Annotated in this window: 16 protein-coding genes; 8 read left to right on the top strand and 8 right to left on the bottom strand. The window is 66.0% G+C overall.

Annotated elements, in window-relative coordinates:
- Positions 1-52: 52 nt before the first annotated feature.
- Positions 53-829 carry a phosphotransferase family protein gene (locus JGR78_RS08840; protein WP_234450692.1) on the bottom strand — a complete coding sequence of 259 codons (777 nt, stop codon included), beginning with the start codon at positions 827-829 and terminating at the stop codon, positions 53-55.
- A complete protein-coding gene (locus JGR78_RS18140; RefSeq protein WP_182790499.1) occupies positions 723-1,175 on the bottom strand; it encodes a TRAP transporter large permease subunit in 453 nt (150 codons plus the stop codon). The genes JGR78_RS08840 and JGR78_RS18140 overlap by 107 nt, the downstream gene beginning before the upstream one ends.
- A gap of 296 nt (positions 1,176-1,471) precedes the next feature.
- On the opposite strand from JGR78_RS18140, the gene JGR78_RS08830 reads away from it, so the two are divergent.
- Positions 1,472-2,149 carry a FadR/GntR family transcriptional regulator gene (locus JGR78_RS08830; protein WP_234450691.1) on the top strand — a complete coding sequence of 226 codons (678 nt, stop codon included), beginning with the start codon at positions 1,472-1,474 and terminating at the stop codon, positions 2,147-2,149.
- Here JGR78_RS08830 and JGR78_RS08825 read toward each other — a convergent pair.
- Positions 2,097-3,410: an ABC transporter substrate-binding protein gene (locus JGR78_RS08825; protein WP_182790497.1), complete on the bottom strand. Its 1,314-nt coding sequence runs from the start codon at positions 3,408-3,410 to the stop codon at positions 2,097-2,099. The genes JGR78_RS08830 and JGR78_RS08825 overlap by 53 nt on opposite strands.
- A gap of 168 nt (positions 3,411-3,578) precedes the next feature.
- On the opposite strand from JGR78_RS08825, the gene JGR78_RS08820 reads away from it, so the two are divergent.
- The 5 genes from JGR78_RS08820 (at position 3,579) to JGR78_RS08800 (ending at position 9,845) form a co-directional block, all read left to right on the top strand.
- Positions 3,579-5,009 (top strand): NAD(P)-binding domain-containing protein, encoded by a 1,431-nt coding sequence (locus JGR78_RS08820; protein ID WP_182790496.1) that lies wholly within the window; start codon positions 3,579-3,581, stop codon positions 5,007-5,009.
- Positions 5,010-5,018: 9 nt separating this feature from the next.
- On the top strand, positions 5,019-7,391 hold the full coding sequence (locus tag JGR78_RS08815; RefSeq protein WP_182805778.1) for a DUF1989 domain-containing protein: 2,373 nt from the start codon (positions 5,019-5,021) through the stop codon (positions 7,389-7,391).
- Positions 7,392-7,474: 83 nt separating this feature from the next.
- Positions 7,475-8,362 carry a bifunctional methylenetetrahydrofolate dehydrogenase/methenyltetrahydrofolate cyclohydrolase FolD gene (gene folD / locus JGR78_RS08810; protein WP_182805781.1) on the top strand — a complete coding sequence of 296 codons (888 nt, stop codon included), beginning with the start codon at positions 7,475-7,477 and terminating at the stop codon, positions 8,360-8,362.
- 140 nt (positions 8,363-8,502) lie between these two features.
- A complete protein-coding gene (purU, locus tag JGR78_RS08805) occupies positions 8,503-9,387 on the top strand; it encodes a formyltetrahydrofolate deformylase (protein WP_182790821.1) in 885 nt (294 codons plus the stop codon).
- Between the two features lie 101 nt (positions 9,388-9,488).
- Positions 9,489-9,845: a cupin domain-containing protein gene (locus JGR78_RS08800; protein ID WP_182790493.1), complete on the top strand. Its 357-nt coding sequence runs from the start codon at positions 9,489-9,491 to the stop codon at positions 9,843-9,845.
- A gap of 565 nt (positions 9,846-10,410) precedes the next feature.
- Here JGR78_RS08800 and JGR78_RS08795 read toward each other — a convergent pair.
- Genes JGR78_RS08795 through JGR78_RS08775 form a run of 5 tightly spaced genes read right to left on the bottom strand, consistent with a single transcriptional unit; the run spans position 10,411 to position 15,225 of the window.
- Positions 10,411-10,839 carry a cyanoglobin gene (locus JGR78_RS08795; protein ID WP_182790492.1) on the bottom strand — a complete coding sequence of 143 codons (429 nt, stop codon included), beginning with the start codon at positions 10,837-10,839 and terminating at the stop codon, positions 10,411-10,413.
- A gap of 14 nt (positions 10,840-10,853) precedes the next feature.
- Positions 10,854-12,185 (bottom strand): type III glutamate--ammonia ligase, encoded by a 1,332-nt coding sequence (glnT, locus tag JGR78_RS08790; RefSeq protein WP_182790491.1) that lies wholly within the window; start codon positions 12,183-12,185, stop codon positions 10,854-10,856.
- Positions 12,186-12,226: 41 nt separating this feature from the next.
- A complete protein-coding gene (locus JGR78_RS08785) occupies positions 12,227-13,552 on the bottom strand; it encodes an FMN-binding glutamate synthase family protein (RefSeq protein ID WP_182790490.1) in 1,326 nt (441 codons plus the stop codon).
- 10 nt (positions 13,553-13,562) lie between these two features.
- Entirely contained in the window at positions 13,563-14,324 is a 762-nt protein-coding gene (locus tag JGR78_RS08780; protein ID WP_182790489.1) for a GXGXG domain-containing protein, read from the bottom strand.
- Between the two features lie 4 nt (positions 14,325-14,328).
- Positions 14,329-15,225 carry a glutamine amidotransferase family protein gene (locus JGR78_RS08775; protein ID WP_182805783.1) on the bottom strand — a complete coding sequence of 299 codons (897 nt, stop codon included), beginning with the start codon at positions 15,223-15,225 and terminating at the stop codon, positions 14,329-14,331.
- A gap of 610 nt (positions 15,226-15,835) precedes the next feature.
- Here JGR78_RS08775 and JGR78_RS08770 point away from each other — a divergent pair.
- Both JGR78_RS08770 and JGR78_RS08765 read left to right on the top strand, forming a co-directional pair.
- Positions 15,836-17,629 carry an APC family permease gene (locus tag JGR78_RS08770; protein ID WP_182805785.1) on the top strand — a complete coding sequence of 598 codons (1,794 nt, stop codon included), beginning with the start codon at positions 15,836-15,838 and terminating at the stop codon, positions 17,627-17,629.
- 153 nt (positions 17,630-17,782) lie between these two features.
- Entirely contained in the window at positions 17,783-18,916 is a 1,134-nt protein-coding gene (locus JGR78_RS08765; protein ID WP_182805787.1) for an aminomethyltransferase family protein, read from the top strand.
- The last annotated feature ends 9 nt before the right edge of the window (positions 18,917-18,925 follow it).

Here is an 18,925-nt window from a genome sequence, read left to right as displayed (position 1 = left end):
ACGGGCATCGGCCGGCAGGGATGCCGCCGGCCTTTCTCCCGGTCGGGCCGGATCAGCCTTCGGGCGGCGTTTCTCCCAGCACCTCCCAGGCTCTTTGGGCGAAGCGGCCCGCCAGCGGGGCGTAGCGGGCGGCCTCGGGGTCGGCGGCGGTGCCCTGGGCGGCGCGGTCGGCGATGCCCGTGAAGATCACCGCGAAGCGGAAGAGCGCAAAGGCGATGTGGAAGGCTTGGGGCGGGGGAACCTCGGGGTGGACCTCGCGGTAGGCTTCGAAGAACCCGGCCTCGGTGGGGATGCCCTCGGTTTCGGCGCCGAGGATGCCGCCGTATTCGTCCGGGCTGGTGTGGAAGGGCATGGCGGCGAAGCCGAGGTCGGCCAGCGGATGGCCGATGGTGGACAGTTCCCAGTCGAGGACGGCGATCACGCGGGGCTCGGTCGGGTGAATGAGCATGTTGCCCAGCCGGAAGTCGCCATGGGCGATGGAGGACAGCCCGTCGTCGGGCGGCTGCAGTTCGGCCAGCCGTTCCGACAGCGCCAGCAGCACCCTGTCCTCCGCGAAGGAGGAGGCCTCGAGCTGGCTGGTCCAGCGGTGGATCTGGCGGGCGAAGTAGTCGCCGGGGCGGCCGAAGTCCGACAGGCCGATCTCGTCCGGCCGGACCCGGTGAAGCCGGGCAAGAGTGCGGACCATCGACAGGTAGACCTCGCGCCGTTCGGCCGGGGAGAGGTCAGGCAGGCGGCCGTCGGAGAAGACCCGGCCCTCGACGAAGTCCATCAGGTAGAAGGGTGTGCCCAGCAGCGCGGCGTCCTCGTGGAACAGCAGTGCGCGGGGCACCGGCACTCTTGGCGGGATATAGTACCACAGCGCGATGCCGGGCACTTGGGTGGATCGCCGCCAGCATGATCAGGCAGGCCAGCAGGAACCGCCCATTCTGCCGCAAAAGCGCCATGATGGGAATGCGGTTCGTCAGCGCGGCTACGTAGAGGTTGGCGGCAAGCGGCGGGGTCAGCAGGCCGATCTCGATGTTGATGACGACGATGCCGAAATGGATCGGATCGATGCCATAGCGGGCGGCTGCGGGCGCCATCAGCAGGATCGCGGCGCTGGTTTCCATGAACATGCCGACGACCAGCAGCGCTAGGATCACCAGCAGCAGGAAGCCGAAGAGGGCGAGGATCATGCCATGCTTCCCCCTTCGGTGCGGTCAATCACTATCGCGATCGTTTTCGGCACCAGCCGACAAGCGGACGATCCCGGACGAGGTCCTGAAGGGCTGCGCCGGGTCCTGCCGGAAAGGCAAGGGCAGTCGATCCGGGGAAGGCCGCGTTTATCCGGCAGTCTCTCCTTGGAGATCGCGGTCCCGAACGCGTAACTAGGGGCTGAGCCGTCCGGCTCGCCCGGCATGGTGCAATACCACGGAACTCTCAGGCGATGTCCTCCAGTCATGTAATTCCCGCGGCCCGTCGCAATGCCCCGATGCTGGGAGAGACGGTCCAGTATGTCGTCGATACGCTGACCATGCGGATCGTGTCGCAGGAATACGGGCTGGAGGAGCGGCTGCCCTCGGAACGCCAGCTGGCGCAGGACCTGGGCGTGGCGCGCAACACCGTGCGCGAGGCGCTGGATCAGGTCGAGGCCGCAGGCCTGATCCGCCGGCGGGCGGGGTCGGGGTCGTTCGTGACCTTCGATCCCGAAGGCGCCAAGGAATCGGCTTCCGCCGTGGCTGCGGAAACCGGTCCCCTGCAGTTGCAGGTGATGCGCGGGATCATGGAGCCAGAGATGATCCGCCTGGCCATCATCAGCATGTCCCCCCGCCAGATCGAGGCCCTGGGCGAGACCCTGTCGCAGATGGAGGCCGTGCAGGTGGACGCCATGGCCTTCGTCCGGCTGGAGGAGGAGTTCCACCGCCAGATCGCGGCGGGCACCGGCAACCCGCTGCTGATCGCCTGCTACAACCTGGTGCTGGACGCCCGGCGACAGTCCTTCCGCGCCGCCATGTATCGCCGCCACCTGACGCCGGACCGGATCGCCCGCTATCAGCGCGGCTATAATTCGCTGTTCAACGCGATTACCGCCCGCGACATCGAGGAAGCCTGCGAATTCATGAAGCTGGGGCTGATCGAGGATCAGAAGCTGCTGCTTCAGGACGGCTGATCTGGCGGCGCAGGCGCTGGTGCCACGACTGGCCCAGTCCGTCCAGTTGCCGGGCCAGCGCCTCGCCGTGGCGATCGAGCCAGTCCAGCACCGAGCCGAATTCCTGAATGCGCGCGCGGCCGTCCCGGATCGCCACCACGGGCCAGTCGCCGATCAGGGCATTGTCGGTGCCGAACAGCTCGCGTCCGGTCCAGCGCGCGGGACCGAAGGCATGGGGAACCTGTTGGGTGCGCTTCATCGCCGCCAGGACCGAGGCCGGCTCGACCGTGTCTGCCAGTTCCACCGCCCCGTGCCACAGATCCAGGATCGAGGCGTATTCCCAGCTCACCGCGCCCCATTCCCCCGGAAAGCGGGCGTTGTATGCCTCGAAGAAAGCCTGTGGCTGGCGGAAGAAGAAGGGGACGTCGGCCAGCATCGGGTCGTCGAAATCGGGGAACTGGAAGGTGTAGCCTTCCATGAACTCGGGCGAGGTGCGGGCAATCAGGCGCGGATAGCCATCGGCCACGCAGGACAGGATCTGGCCCCTGAAGCCGCGCCGCCATGCCGCCTCGGTCAGCGCATGGACCATCGGCGAGGTGGATGAGCACCAGCACAGCACATCGGGATCATCCGCCATCATCGCGGCCACGATCGCGTCGGCATCGCCCTCGCGCGGGGCATAGCGCAATTCCCTGATCCGCGACCAGCCGACGGCATCGAAGGCCGTGCGATAGACCGCCAGCGACGGCAGGCCGAGGCTGTCGGTCTGGGTGCACAGCGCCACGCGGCGGGCAGGGGGCAACTGCCGCGCCAGCCATTCGACTCCGGTCGCGTTGAAGAACGGATGAACCTCGACGGGGGCGATCAGGAAGGGCGTGTCGGGAGTCAGGTCCGAGGGCAGCAACGTCGCCACCAGCATCCGGCGCTGCATCAGGTAGGGTATGGCGGCCGCGAAGCTGTCGCCCCCCAGCGTCAGGATCAGCCGGACATGCAGCCGCTCGGCCATGTCGCGCGCGGCCTGCAGGGTCTGCTCGGGTCCTTGCGCGCTGTCATGGGCGACGATCTCGACCCGGTGCCGCTTGCCGGCCACCATCAGGCCGCCGCGCGCGTTGATCCAGTCCATCCAGATGCGGCACCCGTCCAGTCCCGGGCGGCCCCAAGGCTCTTCGGGGCCGGACAAGGGGGTGAGGAAACCGATTCGCAACGGGGCGCGATCCGCCGCCCCAAGACGTGGCAGGGATGCGCCGACCGCGAGTCTCTGGGCAAGGCTGGTCCTGTTCATCCCCGCGACAATAGCGCGATTTCCTTGAAGAACAGCGGCAAATCGCCGCATCCGGGTACGGCCAAGAAATCTGTTGCCAGATCGGGAAAGGGATGGTCTGATTGGTTCAGGGTTATTGAACCACTTTTGAAAACTGGTCGGACCATCCTGGGGAGGAGAACGGACCACATGACAAAGCGCATCGCGATCATCGGCGCGGGGCCTTCGGGGCTTGCCCAACTGCGCGCCTTTCAATCTGCGGCCCAGAAGGGCGCGGAGATCCCGGAAATCGTCTGTTTTGAAAAGCAGGCGAACTGGGGAGGCTTGTGGAATTACACTTGGCGCACCGGCGTCGACGAGAATGGCGAGCCGGTGCATGGCTCGATGTATCGCTATCTCTGGACCAACGGTCCCAAGGAAGGGCTGGAATTCGCCGATTATCCGTTCGAGGAGCATTTCGGCAAGCAGATCGCCTCTTATCCGCCGCGCCCGGTGATGTTCGATTACATCGAAGGCCGGGTGAAGAAGGCGGGCGTCCGCGACTGGATCCGCTTCAGCAGCGTCATCCGCTGGGTCGAATACGACGCCGAGGCCGATGATTTCACCATCACCATCCACGACATGAAGGCGGACCGCGTCTACAAGGAGCGGTTCGACAACGTGATCGTGGCCTCGGGCCATTTCTCAAGCCCGAACGTGCCGGAATATCCGGGCTTCGCGCAGTTCAAGGGCCGGATCGTCCACGCCCATGATTTCCGCGACGCCTGCGAATTCTCGGGCAAGGACGTGCTGATCCTGGGCGCGTCCTATTCCGCCGAGGACATCGGCTCGCAATGCTGGAAATACGGCGCGAAATCCGTCACCAGTTCCTATCGCTCGGCCCCCATGGGCTTCAAATGGCCTGATAATTGGGACGAAAAGCCGGCGCTGACGCATATCGACGGGAAGACCGCCCATTTCGCCGACGGCAGCAGCAAGGACGTGGATGCCATCATCCTCTGCACCGGCTACCGGCATTATTTCCCCTTCCTGCCCGACGACCTGCGGTTGAAGACGAAGAACCGGCTGGCGACCGCCGACCTGTGGAAAGGGGTGGTCTATGTCCACAATCCCAGGATGTTCTATCTGGGGATGCAGGACCAGTGGTTCACCTTCAACATGTTCGACGCCCAAGCCTGGTATGTCCGCGACATCATCCTGGACCGCATCGCCATCCCGGCGGACAAGCAGGTGATGCTGGCCGACGTGGCCGAGCGCGAGGCGCGCGAGGAAGCCTCGGACGACGTGAAATATGCGATCCAGTACCAGGGCGACTACGTCAAGGAACTGATCGCCGAGACCGACTATCCCAGCTTTGATGTCGATGGTGCCTGCAAGGCCTTCTTCGAATGGAAGAAGCACAAGGCTCAGGACATCATGGGTTTCCGCAACAACTGCTACCGCTCGGTCATCACCGGGACGATGGCGCCGGTGCATCACACGCCTTGGAAGGATGCGCTGGACGACAGCATGGAGACCTATCTCCAGAACGAATCCGCGCCCCACAAGGACGAGAAAATCCTTCGGGACCAGCCGGCGGCGATGGATCAGGATTGCCGCCTTCTTTCTCTTCCGGCGTGAGGGCCTGACATGCTGTCCCTTCCCTATGACCGGCTGCTTCGGCCCGGTCCGCCGCAGGCGACGCGTTCGCGCCGGGTCGCCAGCTACAACCTCGCCCCGGCGCAGGAACGCTATTCGGTTCCGGGGGCGGGCGCCGTGATGGTGCCGGTCCTGGCCGGCGACCGGATCGAGATCATGAACGACGAGGGCGGGCAGCGCGCCGAGCTGCTGGCCGCCCACCGGGATGGCCGCCTTGACGCGGGCATCCTGGGGGCCGCGGCCGATGTGCCCGCGGACGGGCTGCGGGCGCTGCTGGCCTCGGGCCAGCCAGGTCTCGACCGGCTTCGCAAGGGCATGGCCGCGCGCGGGATCGACATCGGAAAGGCCCGTGCCATCGGCCTTTTCGGCGACCGTTCCACCGCAGGCGACCGGGCGGATTTCACCGCGCAGGCCGAGGGATGGCTGGTGGTCGCCGCGCCGGGCGAGGCGATGGACTTCGAGCGGCAGGACACCGCCACGCCCCTGACCCTGCTGGTGAACCGGGCCAGACCGCGCGAGGCGGGCAGCTTCGCCTTGGCCGATCCGCTGGCCGACCCCGTCCTTGACCTGCGGGTGAAGTCCTCGACGGCCGAGGCCTATCTGCTCCGGGCCGGCGAATACCTGCAGATCATCGATGTCGATGGCCGGCAATGCACGGATTTCCAGTGCTTCGACGCCCGCAAGGTGGATCGCGGCATCTTCAACCCGCTGGACGTGACCTCGACGCGGACGCTGATGGGGCATTCCTATCCGATGCCGGGGCTGCACGCGAAATACTACGACCATGACCTGACCCCGCTGATCGAGGTCGTGCAGGATACCTGCGGGCGGCATGACGCCTTCGCCATGGCCTGCGCGGCGAAATACTATGACGACATCGGCTATCCGGGCCACGCCAACTGCACCGACAACTTCAACGCAGCGCTGGCGGAATACGGGGTGCCGGCGCGGCGCGGCTGGATGGCGGCCAACTTCTTCTTCAACACCGGCATCGACGCGCATGGGGTCATGTATGCCGACGAGCCGTGGTCCCGGCCGGGCGACTATGTGATGCTGCGGGCCTTGACCGACATCGTCTGCGTGTCCTCGGCCTGCCCCGACGACACCACCGCCGCGAACGGCTGGACCCTGACCGACATCCACCTGCGGACCTATGCCGCGACCGAACGTTTCCAGCGTGCCGTCGCCTGGCGTCCGACCCCTGACTCGGAACCGATCATGACGCGCGAAACCGCTTTCCACCAGAAATTCGCCGCCATGACGCGCGACTTCGTCGAATACCGCGGCTTCTGGCTGCCCAACAGCTTCCCCGGCTGCGATCCGGTGGAAAGCTACTGGGCCTGCCGCGAGGGCGTCGTGGCGATGGACCTGTCGCCGCTGCGCAAATTCGAGGTGACGGGTCCCGATGCCGAGGGGCTGCTGAACTGGGTGCTGACCCGCGACGTAAGCAAGCTGGGCCATGGGCAGGTGGTCTATTCCGCGATGTGCTATCCGCATGGCGGCATGATCGACGACGGCACCCTGTTCCGCCTGGGCGACCAGAACTTCCGCTGGATCGGCGGCAGCGACGAGGGCGGCGCCTGGATGCGCGAGGAAGCCGCGCGGCTGGGACTGAACGTGATGATCCGGTCGTCCACCGACCAGATGCACAACCTGGCCGTCCAAGGCCCGAAATCGCGCGAGCTGCTGGCGCAGATCATCTGGACCCCGCCGCACCAGCCCTCGCTGGAGGAGCTTGGCTGGTTCCGCTTCACCGTGGGCCGGATCGGCGGGATTGATGGCGTGCCGGTCGTGGTGTCCCGCACCGGCTATACCGGCGAACTCGGCTACGAGGTCTTCTGCCACCCCCGCGACGGCGAGGCCGTGTTCGACGCGATCTGGGAAGCGGGCCAACCCCTGGGCATCAGGCCCATGGGCCTGGCCGGGCTGGACCTGGTGCGGATCGAGGCGGGGCTGGTCTTCGCGGGCTATGACTTCAGCGACCAGACCGACCCCTTCGAGGCGGGCGTCGGCTTCACCGTGCCGCTCAAGTCCAAGACCGCCGATTTCGTCGGGCGCGATGCGCTGGTCCGTCGCAAAGAGCATCCGTCGCGCAAGTTCGTGGGCCTGATGATCGACGGGCAGGAACGCGTCGGGCATGGCGACTGCATCCGCATCGGCCGGGCGCAGGTGGGCGAGATCTGCTCGGCCATGCGGGTGCCGCGGGACGGGCAGATGATCGCGCTGGCACGGGTGGACGTGGCCCATGCCGAGCAGGGGACCGAGGTCGAGGTGGGGCGGCTCGACGGCCATCTCAAGCGGATCGGGGCGCGCGTCACCGCCTTCCCGCATTACGATCCCAAGAAGGAACGTCCCCGCGCCTGATATGGCAGCGGTGGCAACGGAACCATCCGCGCCCCGAGGGGCGCGGGCCGGAAAAGCATCCCTGCTGTCTGAGGGGGAGGAAAATGGGTTCGATCATCGACGGAAAGAGTTTTGCCGCGGGGCTGCGGGCGCGGGTCGCGGATCACGTCTCTGCCCTGAAGGCAGAGCACGGGATCGTGCCGGGGCTGGCGGTGGTGCTGGTCGGCGAAGACCCGGCCTCCGAGGTTTACGTCCGCAACAAGGGCATCCAGACCCGCGCCGCGGGGATGGAAAGCTTCGAGCACAAGCTGGCGGCCGGGATTTCACAGGATGAGCTGATGGCGGTGATCGCGCGGCTGAATGCCGATCCTGCCGTGCATGGGATACTGGTGCAGCTTCCGCTGCCCGGCCATCTCGACAGCGATGCGGTCATCAACGCGATCAACCCCGCGAAGGACGTGGACGGCTTTCATGTCCTCAGCGTCGGGCTGCTTGGCAGCGGGCAGAAGGCCATGGTGCCCTGCACGCCCTTGGGTTGCCTGATGATGCTGAAGGACCGGCTGGGCGACCTGTCGGGCCTTCACGCGGTCGTCGTGGGGCGGTCCAACATCGTCGGCAAACCGATGGCGCAACTGCTGCTGCGCGAGAACTGCACGGTGACGATCGCCCACAGCCGGACGAGGAACCTGGCTGAATTGTGCCGGGGTGCCGACATCGTCGTGGCGGCGGTGGGCCGGCCGAACATGATCCCCGGCGACTGGATCAGGCCCGGCGCCACCGTCATCGACGTGGGCATCAACCGGATCGAGGAGGATGGCGCGACCCGACTTGTCGGCGACGTGGACTATGGCAGCGCTGCGCAGGTGGCCGGGGCGATCACCCCGGTACCGGGCGGGGTCGGGCCGATGACCATCGCCTGCCTGCTGGCCAATACCATCACCGCCTGCTGCCGCGCCAACAATCTGCCCGAACCCGAGGGAATGGGCTCATGAAAGGAGAAGACATCATGGAAGCGGATCAGATCGTGGCGGAAGGCCGCGCCCTGCGCGGCCCTGCCCCGGAGGCCGGGGTCAAGCCGGTGAAGACCACGCCTGCCCCCGCGCCGCGGCAGACGCAGGGCGCCGACGCCTTGATGACGAAATTCTGCCTGACGGTGACCTGCGATTCCACCAAGGGCATCGTCGCGGCGATCTCCGGCTATCTGGCGGCGGCCGATTGCCACATCACCGACAGTTCGCAGTTCGACGACCCGCAGACGGGCAAGTTCTTCATGCGCGTCAGCTTCGCCTCGGAAAAGGAGACGACGCTGGACAAGCTGGGCGAGGGTTTCGGGGAAATCGCCGACCGCTTTGGCATGACCTACAGTTTCCACGACCAGACGCAGAAAATGAAGGTCGTGGTGATGGTCTCGCGTTTCGGGCATTGCCTGAACGACCTGCTCTATCGCTGGCGGATCGGGGCGCTGCCGGTCGAGATCGTGGCGGTGATCTCGAACCACATGGACTACCAGAAGGTGGTGGTGAACCATGACATCCCCTTCCACTGCATCCGGGTGACCAAGGAAAACAAGCCCGAGGCCGAGGCCCGGATCATGGATGTGGTCGAGGACACCGGGGCCGAGCTGATCGTGCTTGCGCGCTACATGCAGGTGCTGTCGGACGCGATGTGCCGGAAGATGTCGGGGCGGATCATCAACATCCACCATTCCTTCCTGCCCTCGTTCAAGGGGGCGAACCCCTACAAGCAGGCCTATGAGCGGGGGGTGAAGCTGATCGGGGCGACCTCGCATTACGTCACCGCCGATCTCGACGAAGGCCCGATCATCGAGCAGGACACGATCCGCGTGACCCACGCCCAGTCGCCCGAGGACTATGTGTCGCTCGGCCGCGACGTGGAAAGCCAGGTGCTGGCCCGCGCCATCCACGCCCATGCCCATCACCGCGTCTTCCTGAACGGCAACAAGACGGTGGTCTTCCCGGCCTCGCCCAGTTCCTATTCCAGCGAACGCATGGGCTGACCACCCCGACAGATCAACCCCTGTCCGCCCGTGCCGATACTGGCGCGGGCGGACACATGACTGTCCGGCACCCGGATGACACGCAGAAAAGGAGCATCACCATGGCCATCATCAAGTTCGGCAGCTACCAGAAACCGAATGTCGAGCCGATCACCACCGATCTGGACTGGTGGCAGCCGGTCGAAGGCTCGCCGACCATGAAGACTTGGATCGAGCGGCAGTCCGACGACGGCAAGTACCTGACCGGCTACTGGGAGGCGACCCCCGGAAGCTACCGCGTCAAGTACGAGGTTGATGAGCTGATCCACATGTTCGAGGGCAGGGCGGTCCTGACCGACAAGGACCAGGAGCCGAAAACCTATGTCGCCGGCGATACCTTCTTGGTCGAGGCCGGCTTCGATGGCATCTGGAAGACCGAGGAAACCGTCCGCAAGCTTTTCGCCATCCGCGCGAAATAGGACGAACAGGGCCGTCGCGCCGGTCCTGTCCGGCGCGATGATGGCCTGCGGCCGGTCCCTGCCCGAAGGGCCGCAAATCAGCCGCCCCCAGCCCCGACGGCACCGGTCCGTCGGGGTCTCGCGCTTCCGGTTTGCATAACAGGGCGAAACGCGCCGCCTTGGCAAAGCCGTAAGGCGCGGCCACCCCGGCCAAGGCCAGCCGCGTCCGGCGCAGCAGTTCGTCGGTTCTGGCCAGCCGCAGGCGCAGCCAGAACCGCTGGACCGAACGCTTGGGCCGCCGATGGAACAGGCGCCGCAACTGCCGGGCGATGACCTTGGCTTGATGGGCTGACCGCTCGGCCAGCAGCGGATCGGCCATATGCGATTCCATCATCTCCTGCAGCGCCGGAGGGTGGGTGCCGTATGGATGAACCAGCCGCTGGAACCCGCCGCCTGATGCGCCTGTTCTGCGCGGCAGTCCGAACCGGGGGTCCCGGGAAACCCGAACCGCAGGTCGAGCCATCACGACAAAACCCGCACCTTCCATGCCGCCGGCATGGCGCGGCCCGCAGTTGCAGCGGTCCTTCTACCGGTCCGAAGCCTGCGCTGCCTCAAGCTCGGTCCCGGCATCGGCCTCCCGGTTGACCAGCATCAGCGCCGCCCGGCGCAGAGCGGGGCGGGCGCGCTCGATCGCGCCGCCGGCAAGGCCGTTGTCGGCGATGGCCTGATCCATCAGGGCCAGCCAGTCCTCGGCCTCCTGCGGGCGGATCGGCAGGTGGTCGTGCAACTCGCGCAGGTTCATGTGGCCGTGCCGCTCGGCGAAAAGGCGGGGGCCGCCCAGGAAGCCCGACAGGAAGGCGAACTGTTCCTCGCGGACATGGGCGATGCCGTGGCCGCGCAGGTGCTGGCCCAGCATCACGGCGCCGCGCGGATCGGTTTCGACCAGGTCGTAGAACCGCCCGACCAGAGCCCGCAGGGCGGTCGCGCCGCCGATCTCGTCATAAACCGAGGGCATCGCCTTCCTCCATCTCAGACGTCCAGGGTGTGCTCCCGTTCCCAGCGCGAGAAATGGGACACGAAGCTGTCCCATTCGCGGTGCTTCATCTTCACATAGGCCTTCGAGAAGCCGCAGCCCATCATCTCGCACAGGACCGTGTCGGCCTCATAGGCGCGCAGGGCGTCCAGCAGGTTCAAGGGCAGCTTCGGCGCGTCGGTGACGGTGTGGCCTTGGGTGTACATGTCGAGGTCGCAGCGGGGTCCGGGGTCCAGTTTCCGGCGCACGCCGTCGATGCCGGCGGCCAGGATGACCGCGTGCAGCAGATAGGGGTTTGCCGCGCCGTCGGGCAGGCGCAGCTCGAACCGCCCTGGTCCGGGGACGCGGACCATGTGGGTGCGGTTGTTGCCGGTCCAGGTCATGGTGTTCGGCGCCCAGGTCGCCCCCGAACTCGTGCGCGGCGCGTTGATCCGCTTGTAGCTGTTGACCGTCGGGTTGGTGATCGCCGCCAGCGCCGAGGCGTGGGTCATGATCCCGCCCAGAAAGTGATGGCCCTGCTCGCTGAGGCCCAGTTCGTGCGAGGGATCGGCGAAGGCATTGTCGGTCCCGTCGAGGTTCCAGACCGAGATATGGGCGTGCATCCCCGACCCGGTCAGGCCCTTGAAGGGCTTGGGCATGAAGGTCGCGCGCAGCCCGTGCTTTTCGGCCACCGACTTCAGCATGAACTTGAAGAAGGACAGCTTGTCGGCGGTCTGCAGCACGTCGTCGTATTTCCAGTTCAGCTCGAACTGGCCGATGGCGTCCTCGTGGTCGGCCTGATACGGCTCCCATCCCATCTGCATCATGTATTCGCCGATCTCGGCGATCACGTCATAGTGCCGCATGATCGCCTGCTGATCGTAGCAGGGTTTTTCCGCGGTGTCGTAGATGTCGGCGATCTGGTCGCCCGCCGGGGTCAGCAGGAAGAACTCCGGCTCGACGCCTGTCTTGACCCGCAAGCCGTCCTTCGCGGCCTCGTCGATGAGGCGGCGCAGGACGTTGCGTGGCGCCTGTTCGAGCGGCTTTCCCTCCATCACGCAATTGGCCGGAACCCATGCCACCTCGGGCTTCCAGGGAAGCTGGATGACGGCCTCGGGATCGGGGACGCCCATCATGTCCGGGTGGGCGGCGGTGAGATCCAGCCAGGTAGCGAAACCGGCAAAGCCGGCCCCGTCCCGGACCATCTCGGTGATGACCTCTGTCGGCACCAGCTTGGCCCGCTGGCTGCCGTAAAGGTCGGTGAAGGAAATCATGAAATACTTGACGCCGATTGCCTTGGCATAGGCGGCCAGATCCCTTGTCTTCGTTGTAACCTCGTCCTTCGCCATCTTCGCGCTAACCTCCCCGTTCCCGCTTGTTGTTGGCGTTCTCAGTAGCCGGTCCTCCCCGGGATCCAGCTTGTTCCGGCGACAGGAACCCCCGCCATGGCTGCGGCTTCCACCGTCAGGGCACACAGATCCTCGGGTTCGAGATTGTGCAGATGATTCTTGCCGCAGGCACGCGCGATGGTCTGCGCCTCCAGCGTCATCACCTTGAGGTAGTTCGTCAATCGCCGCCCGCCGAGGACCGGATCGAATCGGCCGAAAAGCTCGGGGTCCTGGGTGGTGATGCCGGCAGGGTCGCGGCCCTCGTGCCAGTCGTCATAGGCGCCGGCGGTGGTGCCGAGCTTGCGGTATTCCTCCTCCAGCGCGGGGTCGTTGTCGCCCAGCGCGATCAGCGCCGCCGTGCCGATCGCCACCGCATCGGCCCCGAGCGCCATGGCCTTGGCCACGTCCGCGCCGTTGCGGATGCCGCCCGAGACGATCAACTGCACCTGCCGGTGCATCCCCAGGTCCTGCAGCGCCTTCACCGCCTGCGGGATGCAGGCGAGGATGGGCATGCCCACATGCTCGATGAAGATGTCCTGCGTGGCGGCCGTCCCGCCCTGCATCCCGTCCAGGACGACGACATCCGCGCCCGCCTTCACCGCCAGGGCCGTGTCGTAATAAGGCCGCGCGCCGCCGATCTTGATGTAGATCGGCTTTTCCCAATCGGTGATCTCGCGCAGTTCCAGGATCTTGATCTCAAGGTCATCCGGCCCGGTCCAGTCGGGGTGCCGGCAGGCCGAGCGCTGGTCGATCCCTTTCGGCAGGTTGCGCATCATCGCCACCCGGTCCGAGATCTTCTGGCCCAGCAGCATCCCGCCGCCGCCCGGCTTGGCGCCCTGGCCCACGACCACCTCGATGGCGTCGGCCCGGCGCAGGTCGTCGGGGTTCATGCCATAGCGCGAGGGCAGGTATTGATAGACCAGCGTCTTCGAATGGCCGCGCTCCTCCTCGGTCATGCCGCCGTCGCCGGTGGTGGTCGAGGTGCCGGCGGCCGAGGCGCCGCGGCCCAGCGCCTCCTTGGCGGGGCCGGACAGGGCGCCGAAGCTCATCCCCGCGATGGTCACGGGAATGTCGAGATGGATCGGCTTCTTGGCGTGGCGGGTGCCCAGCCAGACATCGGTCGCGCAACGCTCGCGATAGCCTTCCAGCGGATAGCGGCTGATCGAGGCGCCAAGGAACAGCAGGTCGTCGAAATGCGGCAAGCGCCGCTTGGACCCGCCGCCGCGGATGTCGTAGATGCCGGAGGCTGCGGCCCGCCGGATGTCGGCGTTGACCTCGGGCGAAAAGGTCCAGGAATACTTCGGGGGCGTGTGCGGAAGCTCGTTCATGGCCGGACCTTCAATAGGCGGATGCGTTGTCGATGTTGAAGTTGTAAAGCTGGCGGGCCGAGCCATATCGGCGGAACTGTTCCGGCCGGGCCTTGGCGTCGGCCTCGCCCCGGCGCAGCAGATCCTCCAGCGCCTCCAGATGCTCGGGCCGCATCTCCTTCTCGATGCAGTCGGCGCCCAGGCTTTTCACGCGGCCGCGGACGAACAGCCGCGCCTCGTAGAGCGAATCACCCAGCGCGTCGCCCGCGTCCCCCAGGACCACGAGGTTGCCCGACTGCGCCATGAAGGCCGACATGTGGCCGATGTTGCCATGCACGACGATGTCGATGCCCTTCATCGAGATGCCGCAGCGCGACGAGGCATTGCCCTTGATGACCAGCAGCCCGCCGCGCCCGGTGGCGCCGGCATACTGGCTGGCGTCGCCCTCGACGATGACGGTGCCCGACATCATGTTCTCGGCCACGCCCGGCCCGGCCGAGCCATGGACGCGGATGCTGGCCAGCTTGTTCATCCCGGCGCAGTAATACCCGGTCGATCCGCGCACGGTGATGTCCAGGGGCGCGTTCACGCCGACCGCAATGGCGTGGCTGCCCCGGGGATTCACGATTTCCCAGCTTGTCTCGTTGGTGTCCGGCGGCAGGGCGTGCAGCGTGCCGTTCAGCGCCCGCAGGCCCCGGGCTTCGAGGTCGAAGACCTGCGTGCCGGTCTCGATGCTGTTCTGCGGCACGGCCTCGGCGCGCAGCCCGCGGGTGTCGAAATCGAAATTGTTCATTCCTTCAGCGCTCCCAGAAATAGGCGGTCGCGGGCTCCGGCTCCCAGACGCGGGCATTCTCGATCCCCGGCAGGTTGACGAGCGCGCGATATTCGGACCCGAAGGCCACATACTGGTCGGTTTCGGCCATCACGGCGGGCTTGCAGGCGATCGGGTCGCGAATCACCCCGAAGCCGTCCTTCGTGCCGACGACAAAGGTGAAGAATCCGTCGAGATCGGTCAGCGTCGCCTCCATCGCCTGCTCAAGCGAGGCGCCCTCGTGCATCCTGTGGGTCAGGAAGGCGGCGGCGACCTCGGTGTCGTTCTCGGTCTGGAAACTCATGCCGGCGGCCTTGAGGCGGCGGCGGACCGAGTTGTGGTTCGAGAGCGAGCCGTTGTGGACCAGGCACTGGTCGGCCCCCGTCGAGAAGGGATGCGCCCCGGCCGTGGTGACGGCTGATTCGGTCGCCATGCGGGTGTGGCCGATGCCATGGGTGCCGGCCATTCGCTCGATCCCGAAGCGGGCGGCCACGTCCTTGGGAAGGCCGGTTTCCTTGAAGATCTCGACCTCTTCGCCCGCGCTCATCACGGTGACGCCGGGGCGGATCGCCAGCACGGCCTCCCGCGCCTCCTGCAGCTTGTCGGCGAGGACGGTCAGGACGACATGGGTGTCCTTGACCTCGGCCCGCGCCTCGGCGCCGATCGCCTCGCCCACCGCCTCGGCCAGTCCGGCGAAATCATGCCCGGGGTCGGCGGACTGGATGGTCAGCTTTGCCCGGCCCGGCTCGCCGCGTCCGTAGATTGCGATTCCCGCGCTGTCGGGGCCGCGGTCGGTCATGGTGATCAGCATGTCGGTCAGCATGGCCCCAAGCTGTGGCTCGAGCGCAGGGTCCTTCAGGAACAATCCGACGATTCCGCACATGGTGGATATCCTCTGTTCGGGAGGGGCGGCAGGGCCGCGACGCGACTTACCGCAGTGAAACTTTTTTCACCTTGAGGTAACGTCGGGGTGCCGGTCAACGAAAGCTTTTCGGATCGGCGAAAAAAACTTTCTTGACAGATTGTCGCACCTCCATATTCCCTTCGGGTAAATAAGTTGCCTGCCACGGCATACGGGATCGCGGTCGGGACGAGAAACGGAAGGCCGGAACATCGGCCCGCACGGACGTCTCCAAGGCTCTCGGTCACCGCCTCACGGCTGCCCAACCCGATTGATCGCGCCGCGTCATTCCCGGCGCGACCAGCCCGATCCCTTGGAGCAGCCCGCCTGCGCCCGCTGTCTGACGGACGCGGAACGATCCCTTCCGGCCCAACATGGCCGGCCGGTTCCTGAACGGGCCGCCCGCCCGCACCATCGCCATGATTGGCGCTTTCCGAGTCCCGCGCATCCGGGCCACGGACCCCGCGACGGCAAGAAACCCCTGACGCATCCCGCGCAGCCCCCTGTCGGCGGCTGCTGATCACACCTGTCCCGATCTGACCGACCGCGCAGCAAGCCAGCATCCCGCATCACCTGATGGAGACCGAAGCCGATGACATTAATCAGTACGGAACGGGAGGCGCTGGGCAACTCGCATCCGAACGAGCTGCAGCGAACGCTGACCTGGAAAGGGGCCTTCTGGGTCGCCACCGGCGTCCCGCCCCTGGTCCTGTTCAGCATCGGCGGGATCGCCGGGGTTGCCGGCAAGGCGGCTTTCCTGGTCTGGATCGTCTCGATGACGATGGGCTTCCTGCAGTCCTTCACCTATGCCGAGATGGCGGGGCTGTTCGGCAACAAGTCCGGGGGCACCTCGGTCTATGGCGCGACGGCCTGGCTGCGCTATTCCAAGCTGGTCGCGCCCTTGTCCGTCTGGTGCAACTGGTTCGCCTGGAGCCCGGTGCTGTCGCTTGGCTGCGCCATCGCGGCCGGCTACATCCTGAACGCCCTGTTCCCGATTCCCTTGGCGGGCAGCGCCCCGGTGCTGGACTGGATGCAGGCCAATATCGGCAGCATCACCGACTCGGACCCGCGGGTGGTCGAATGGCTGGGGGCCAATGGCGGGCGAACCGCGCAGGAAGGCATCGACGCCATCCTGTCGGCCAATGCCATCGAGGCGCTGACCCCGGCCTTCCGCGTCTGGGAAGCGGCGGCCCTGCAGATCCCCGGCCTCGGCACGCTGCATTTCAACGCCACCTTCGTGATCGGCGCGCTGATCATGCTGGTGATCTTCCTGATCCAGTGGCGCGGCATCGCCTCGACCGCCTCGGCCCAGAAGATCCTGGCGCTGATCGTGTTGATCCCGCTGCTGGCCGTGGGCATCATCCCGATCCTGACCGGCTCGATCAACTGGTCGAACGTGACCGACATCGTCCCGCCCGCGGCCGCCTATTCGGCCGAGGATGGCAGTTGGGGTGTGGGCGGATGGACGCTTTTCCTGGGCGGCATGTATATCGCCGCCTGGTCCACCTACGCCTTCGAGACAGCCGTCTGCTACACCCGCGAGCTTCGCAATCCGCAGACCGACACCTTCAAGGCGATCTTCTACTCGGGTCTTCTCTGCATCCTCTTCTTCATGCTGATTCCCTTTACCTTCCAGGGCGTCTATGGCCATGAGGCAATGCTGGCGCCTGGGATCGTGGACGGCACCGGCATCGGCGAGGCGCTGGCGCGGCTGGTCGGCGGCAGCCAGCTTTGGGTCCAACTGTTCGTGATCCTGATGATCCTGGCGGTGATGCTGGCGATCATGACCTCGATGGCAGGATCGGCGCGGACGCTCTACCAGGGGTCGCTGGACGGCTGGCTGCCGGTCTATCTGAGCCGGGTGAACCGGAACGGCGCGCCCGTGGGCGCAATGGCGACGAACATCGTCTTCAACCTGTTCCTGCTGGCTCTGGCGTCGGACGCGGGCGGATACTTCTACGTTCTCGCGATCTCGAATGTCGGATATCTGCTGTTCAACTTCCTCAACCTCAACGCGGGCTGGATCCACCGGATCGATTCGCCTCACCTGCCGCGGCCGTGGAAGGCACCGACCTGGCTGATCGGGCTGAACACCGTGCTGGCCTTCGTCAACGCCATGTTCCTCGGGGCGGGTGCCAAGGTCTGGGGCTATTCCAACGCGCTCTGGGCCGGTCTGATCTTTTCCGCCCTGATCATCCCGGTCTTCGCCTGGCGTCACTATGTCGTGGACAAGGGCATCTTCCCGCAGGCCGCGCTGGATGACCTCGGGCTGTCCAACGATGGCAAGCTGGGCGAGCGCAGGGCCGGAATCCTGCCCTATCTGGCGCTGGCGGGCGGGGTCGCCGTGGTGCTGTGGGCGAACTGGTTCTTCGTCCTTCCCGAATAGGCGGAAAGACCCGGCCCCGGCAGGCGCGTCCTGCCGGGGCCGTTTTCAGGCTTGCCGAAAATTGCCTGTCAGTAATATTTTTTCACATAGAAGTTGATTTCCGGGAACTTGCCACGCAACAATCGACCAACAACTTCACGGAGAAGAAAACCGATGACCAATTCCTGGCGTATCTCGACCCTGGCTGACCGTCACCGCGCCCTCGGCTCGAAGCTCGAGGACTGGAACGGGATGCCCACCGCCTGGACCTATGACAAGCCGATGATCGACGACTACACGGCCATCCGCACCAAGGCGGGGCTGATGGATGTCTCGGGCCTGAAGAAGGTCCATGTCACTGGCCCCGCCGCGACCCAGGTGATCGAGCGCGCCACCACCCGCAACATGGCCAAGCTGATGCCGGGCCGGGCGGTCTATGCCTGCATGCTGAACGACGCCGGCAAGTTCATCGACGACTGCGTGATCTACCGGCAGGGTCCGAACAACTACCTCGTGGTCCACGGCACCGGCCTCGGGACCGAGCAACTGACCACCGCGGGTGCGGGCCGGAACGTCGCGGTCCTGTTCGACGACAACATGCACGACCTGTCGCTGCAGGGTCCGCTTGCCGTGGACTTCCTGGAAAAGCACGTCGCGGGCATCCGCAACCTCGCCTATTTCGGCCATATCCAGACCTCGCTGTTCGGCAAGCCGGTGATGATCTCGCGCACTGGCTATACCGGGGAACGCGGCTACGAGATCTTCTGCAAGGGCGAGGATGCGCCTGAAATCTGGGACCGCATCCTCGAAGAAGGCAAGGAAATGGGGATCGTTCCCGTGCAGTTCGGAACGCTGGACCTGCTGCGGACCGAAAGCTATCTTCTGTTCTATCCGGGCGACAACTCGGAAACCTTCCCCTTCGACGACGATTCCACCGGCGATACGTTGTGGGAACTGGGTCTCGACTTCACCGTCTCGCCGAACTTCACCGGCTTCCGCGGCGCCGAGGAGCACGCCCGCCTGAAGGGCAAGGAGCGGTTCAAGATCTGGGGCCTCAAGCTCGACGGCGACAGCCAGCCCGACAATGGCGCCGAGGTCCATGACGGCGGCCGCAGGATCGGGGTGGTGACGCAGGGGCTGGCCTCGCCGGTGAACGACTACACCGTCGCGATCGCCCGCCTTCCGGTCGATTACGCCACGGATGGCAAGACCGTGACCGTCAGGACCGCCAATGGCGACGTGTCCGCGACGACCCATTCAATGCCCTTCTACGATGTCGAGAAGAAGCGGCGCACCGCCAAGGGCTGACGCAGGGTG

Source organism: Paracoccus sp. MC1862 (assembly GCF_016617715.1).
Lineage (GTDB): Bacteria > Pseudomonadota > Alphaproteobacteria > Rhodobacterales > Rhodobacteraceae > Paracoccus.
Note: the sequence above shows the minus strand (reverse complement) of the source record. Positions and strands in the feature narration are given on the sequence as shown.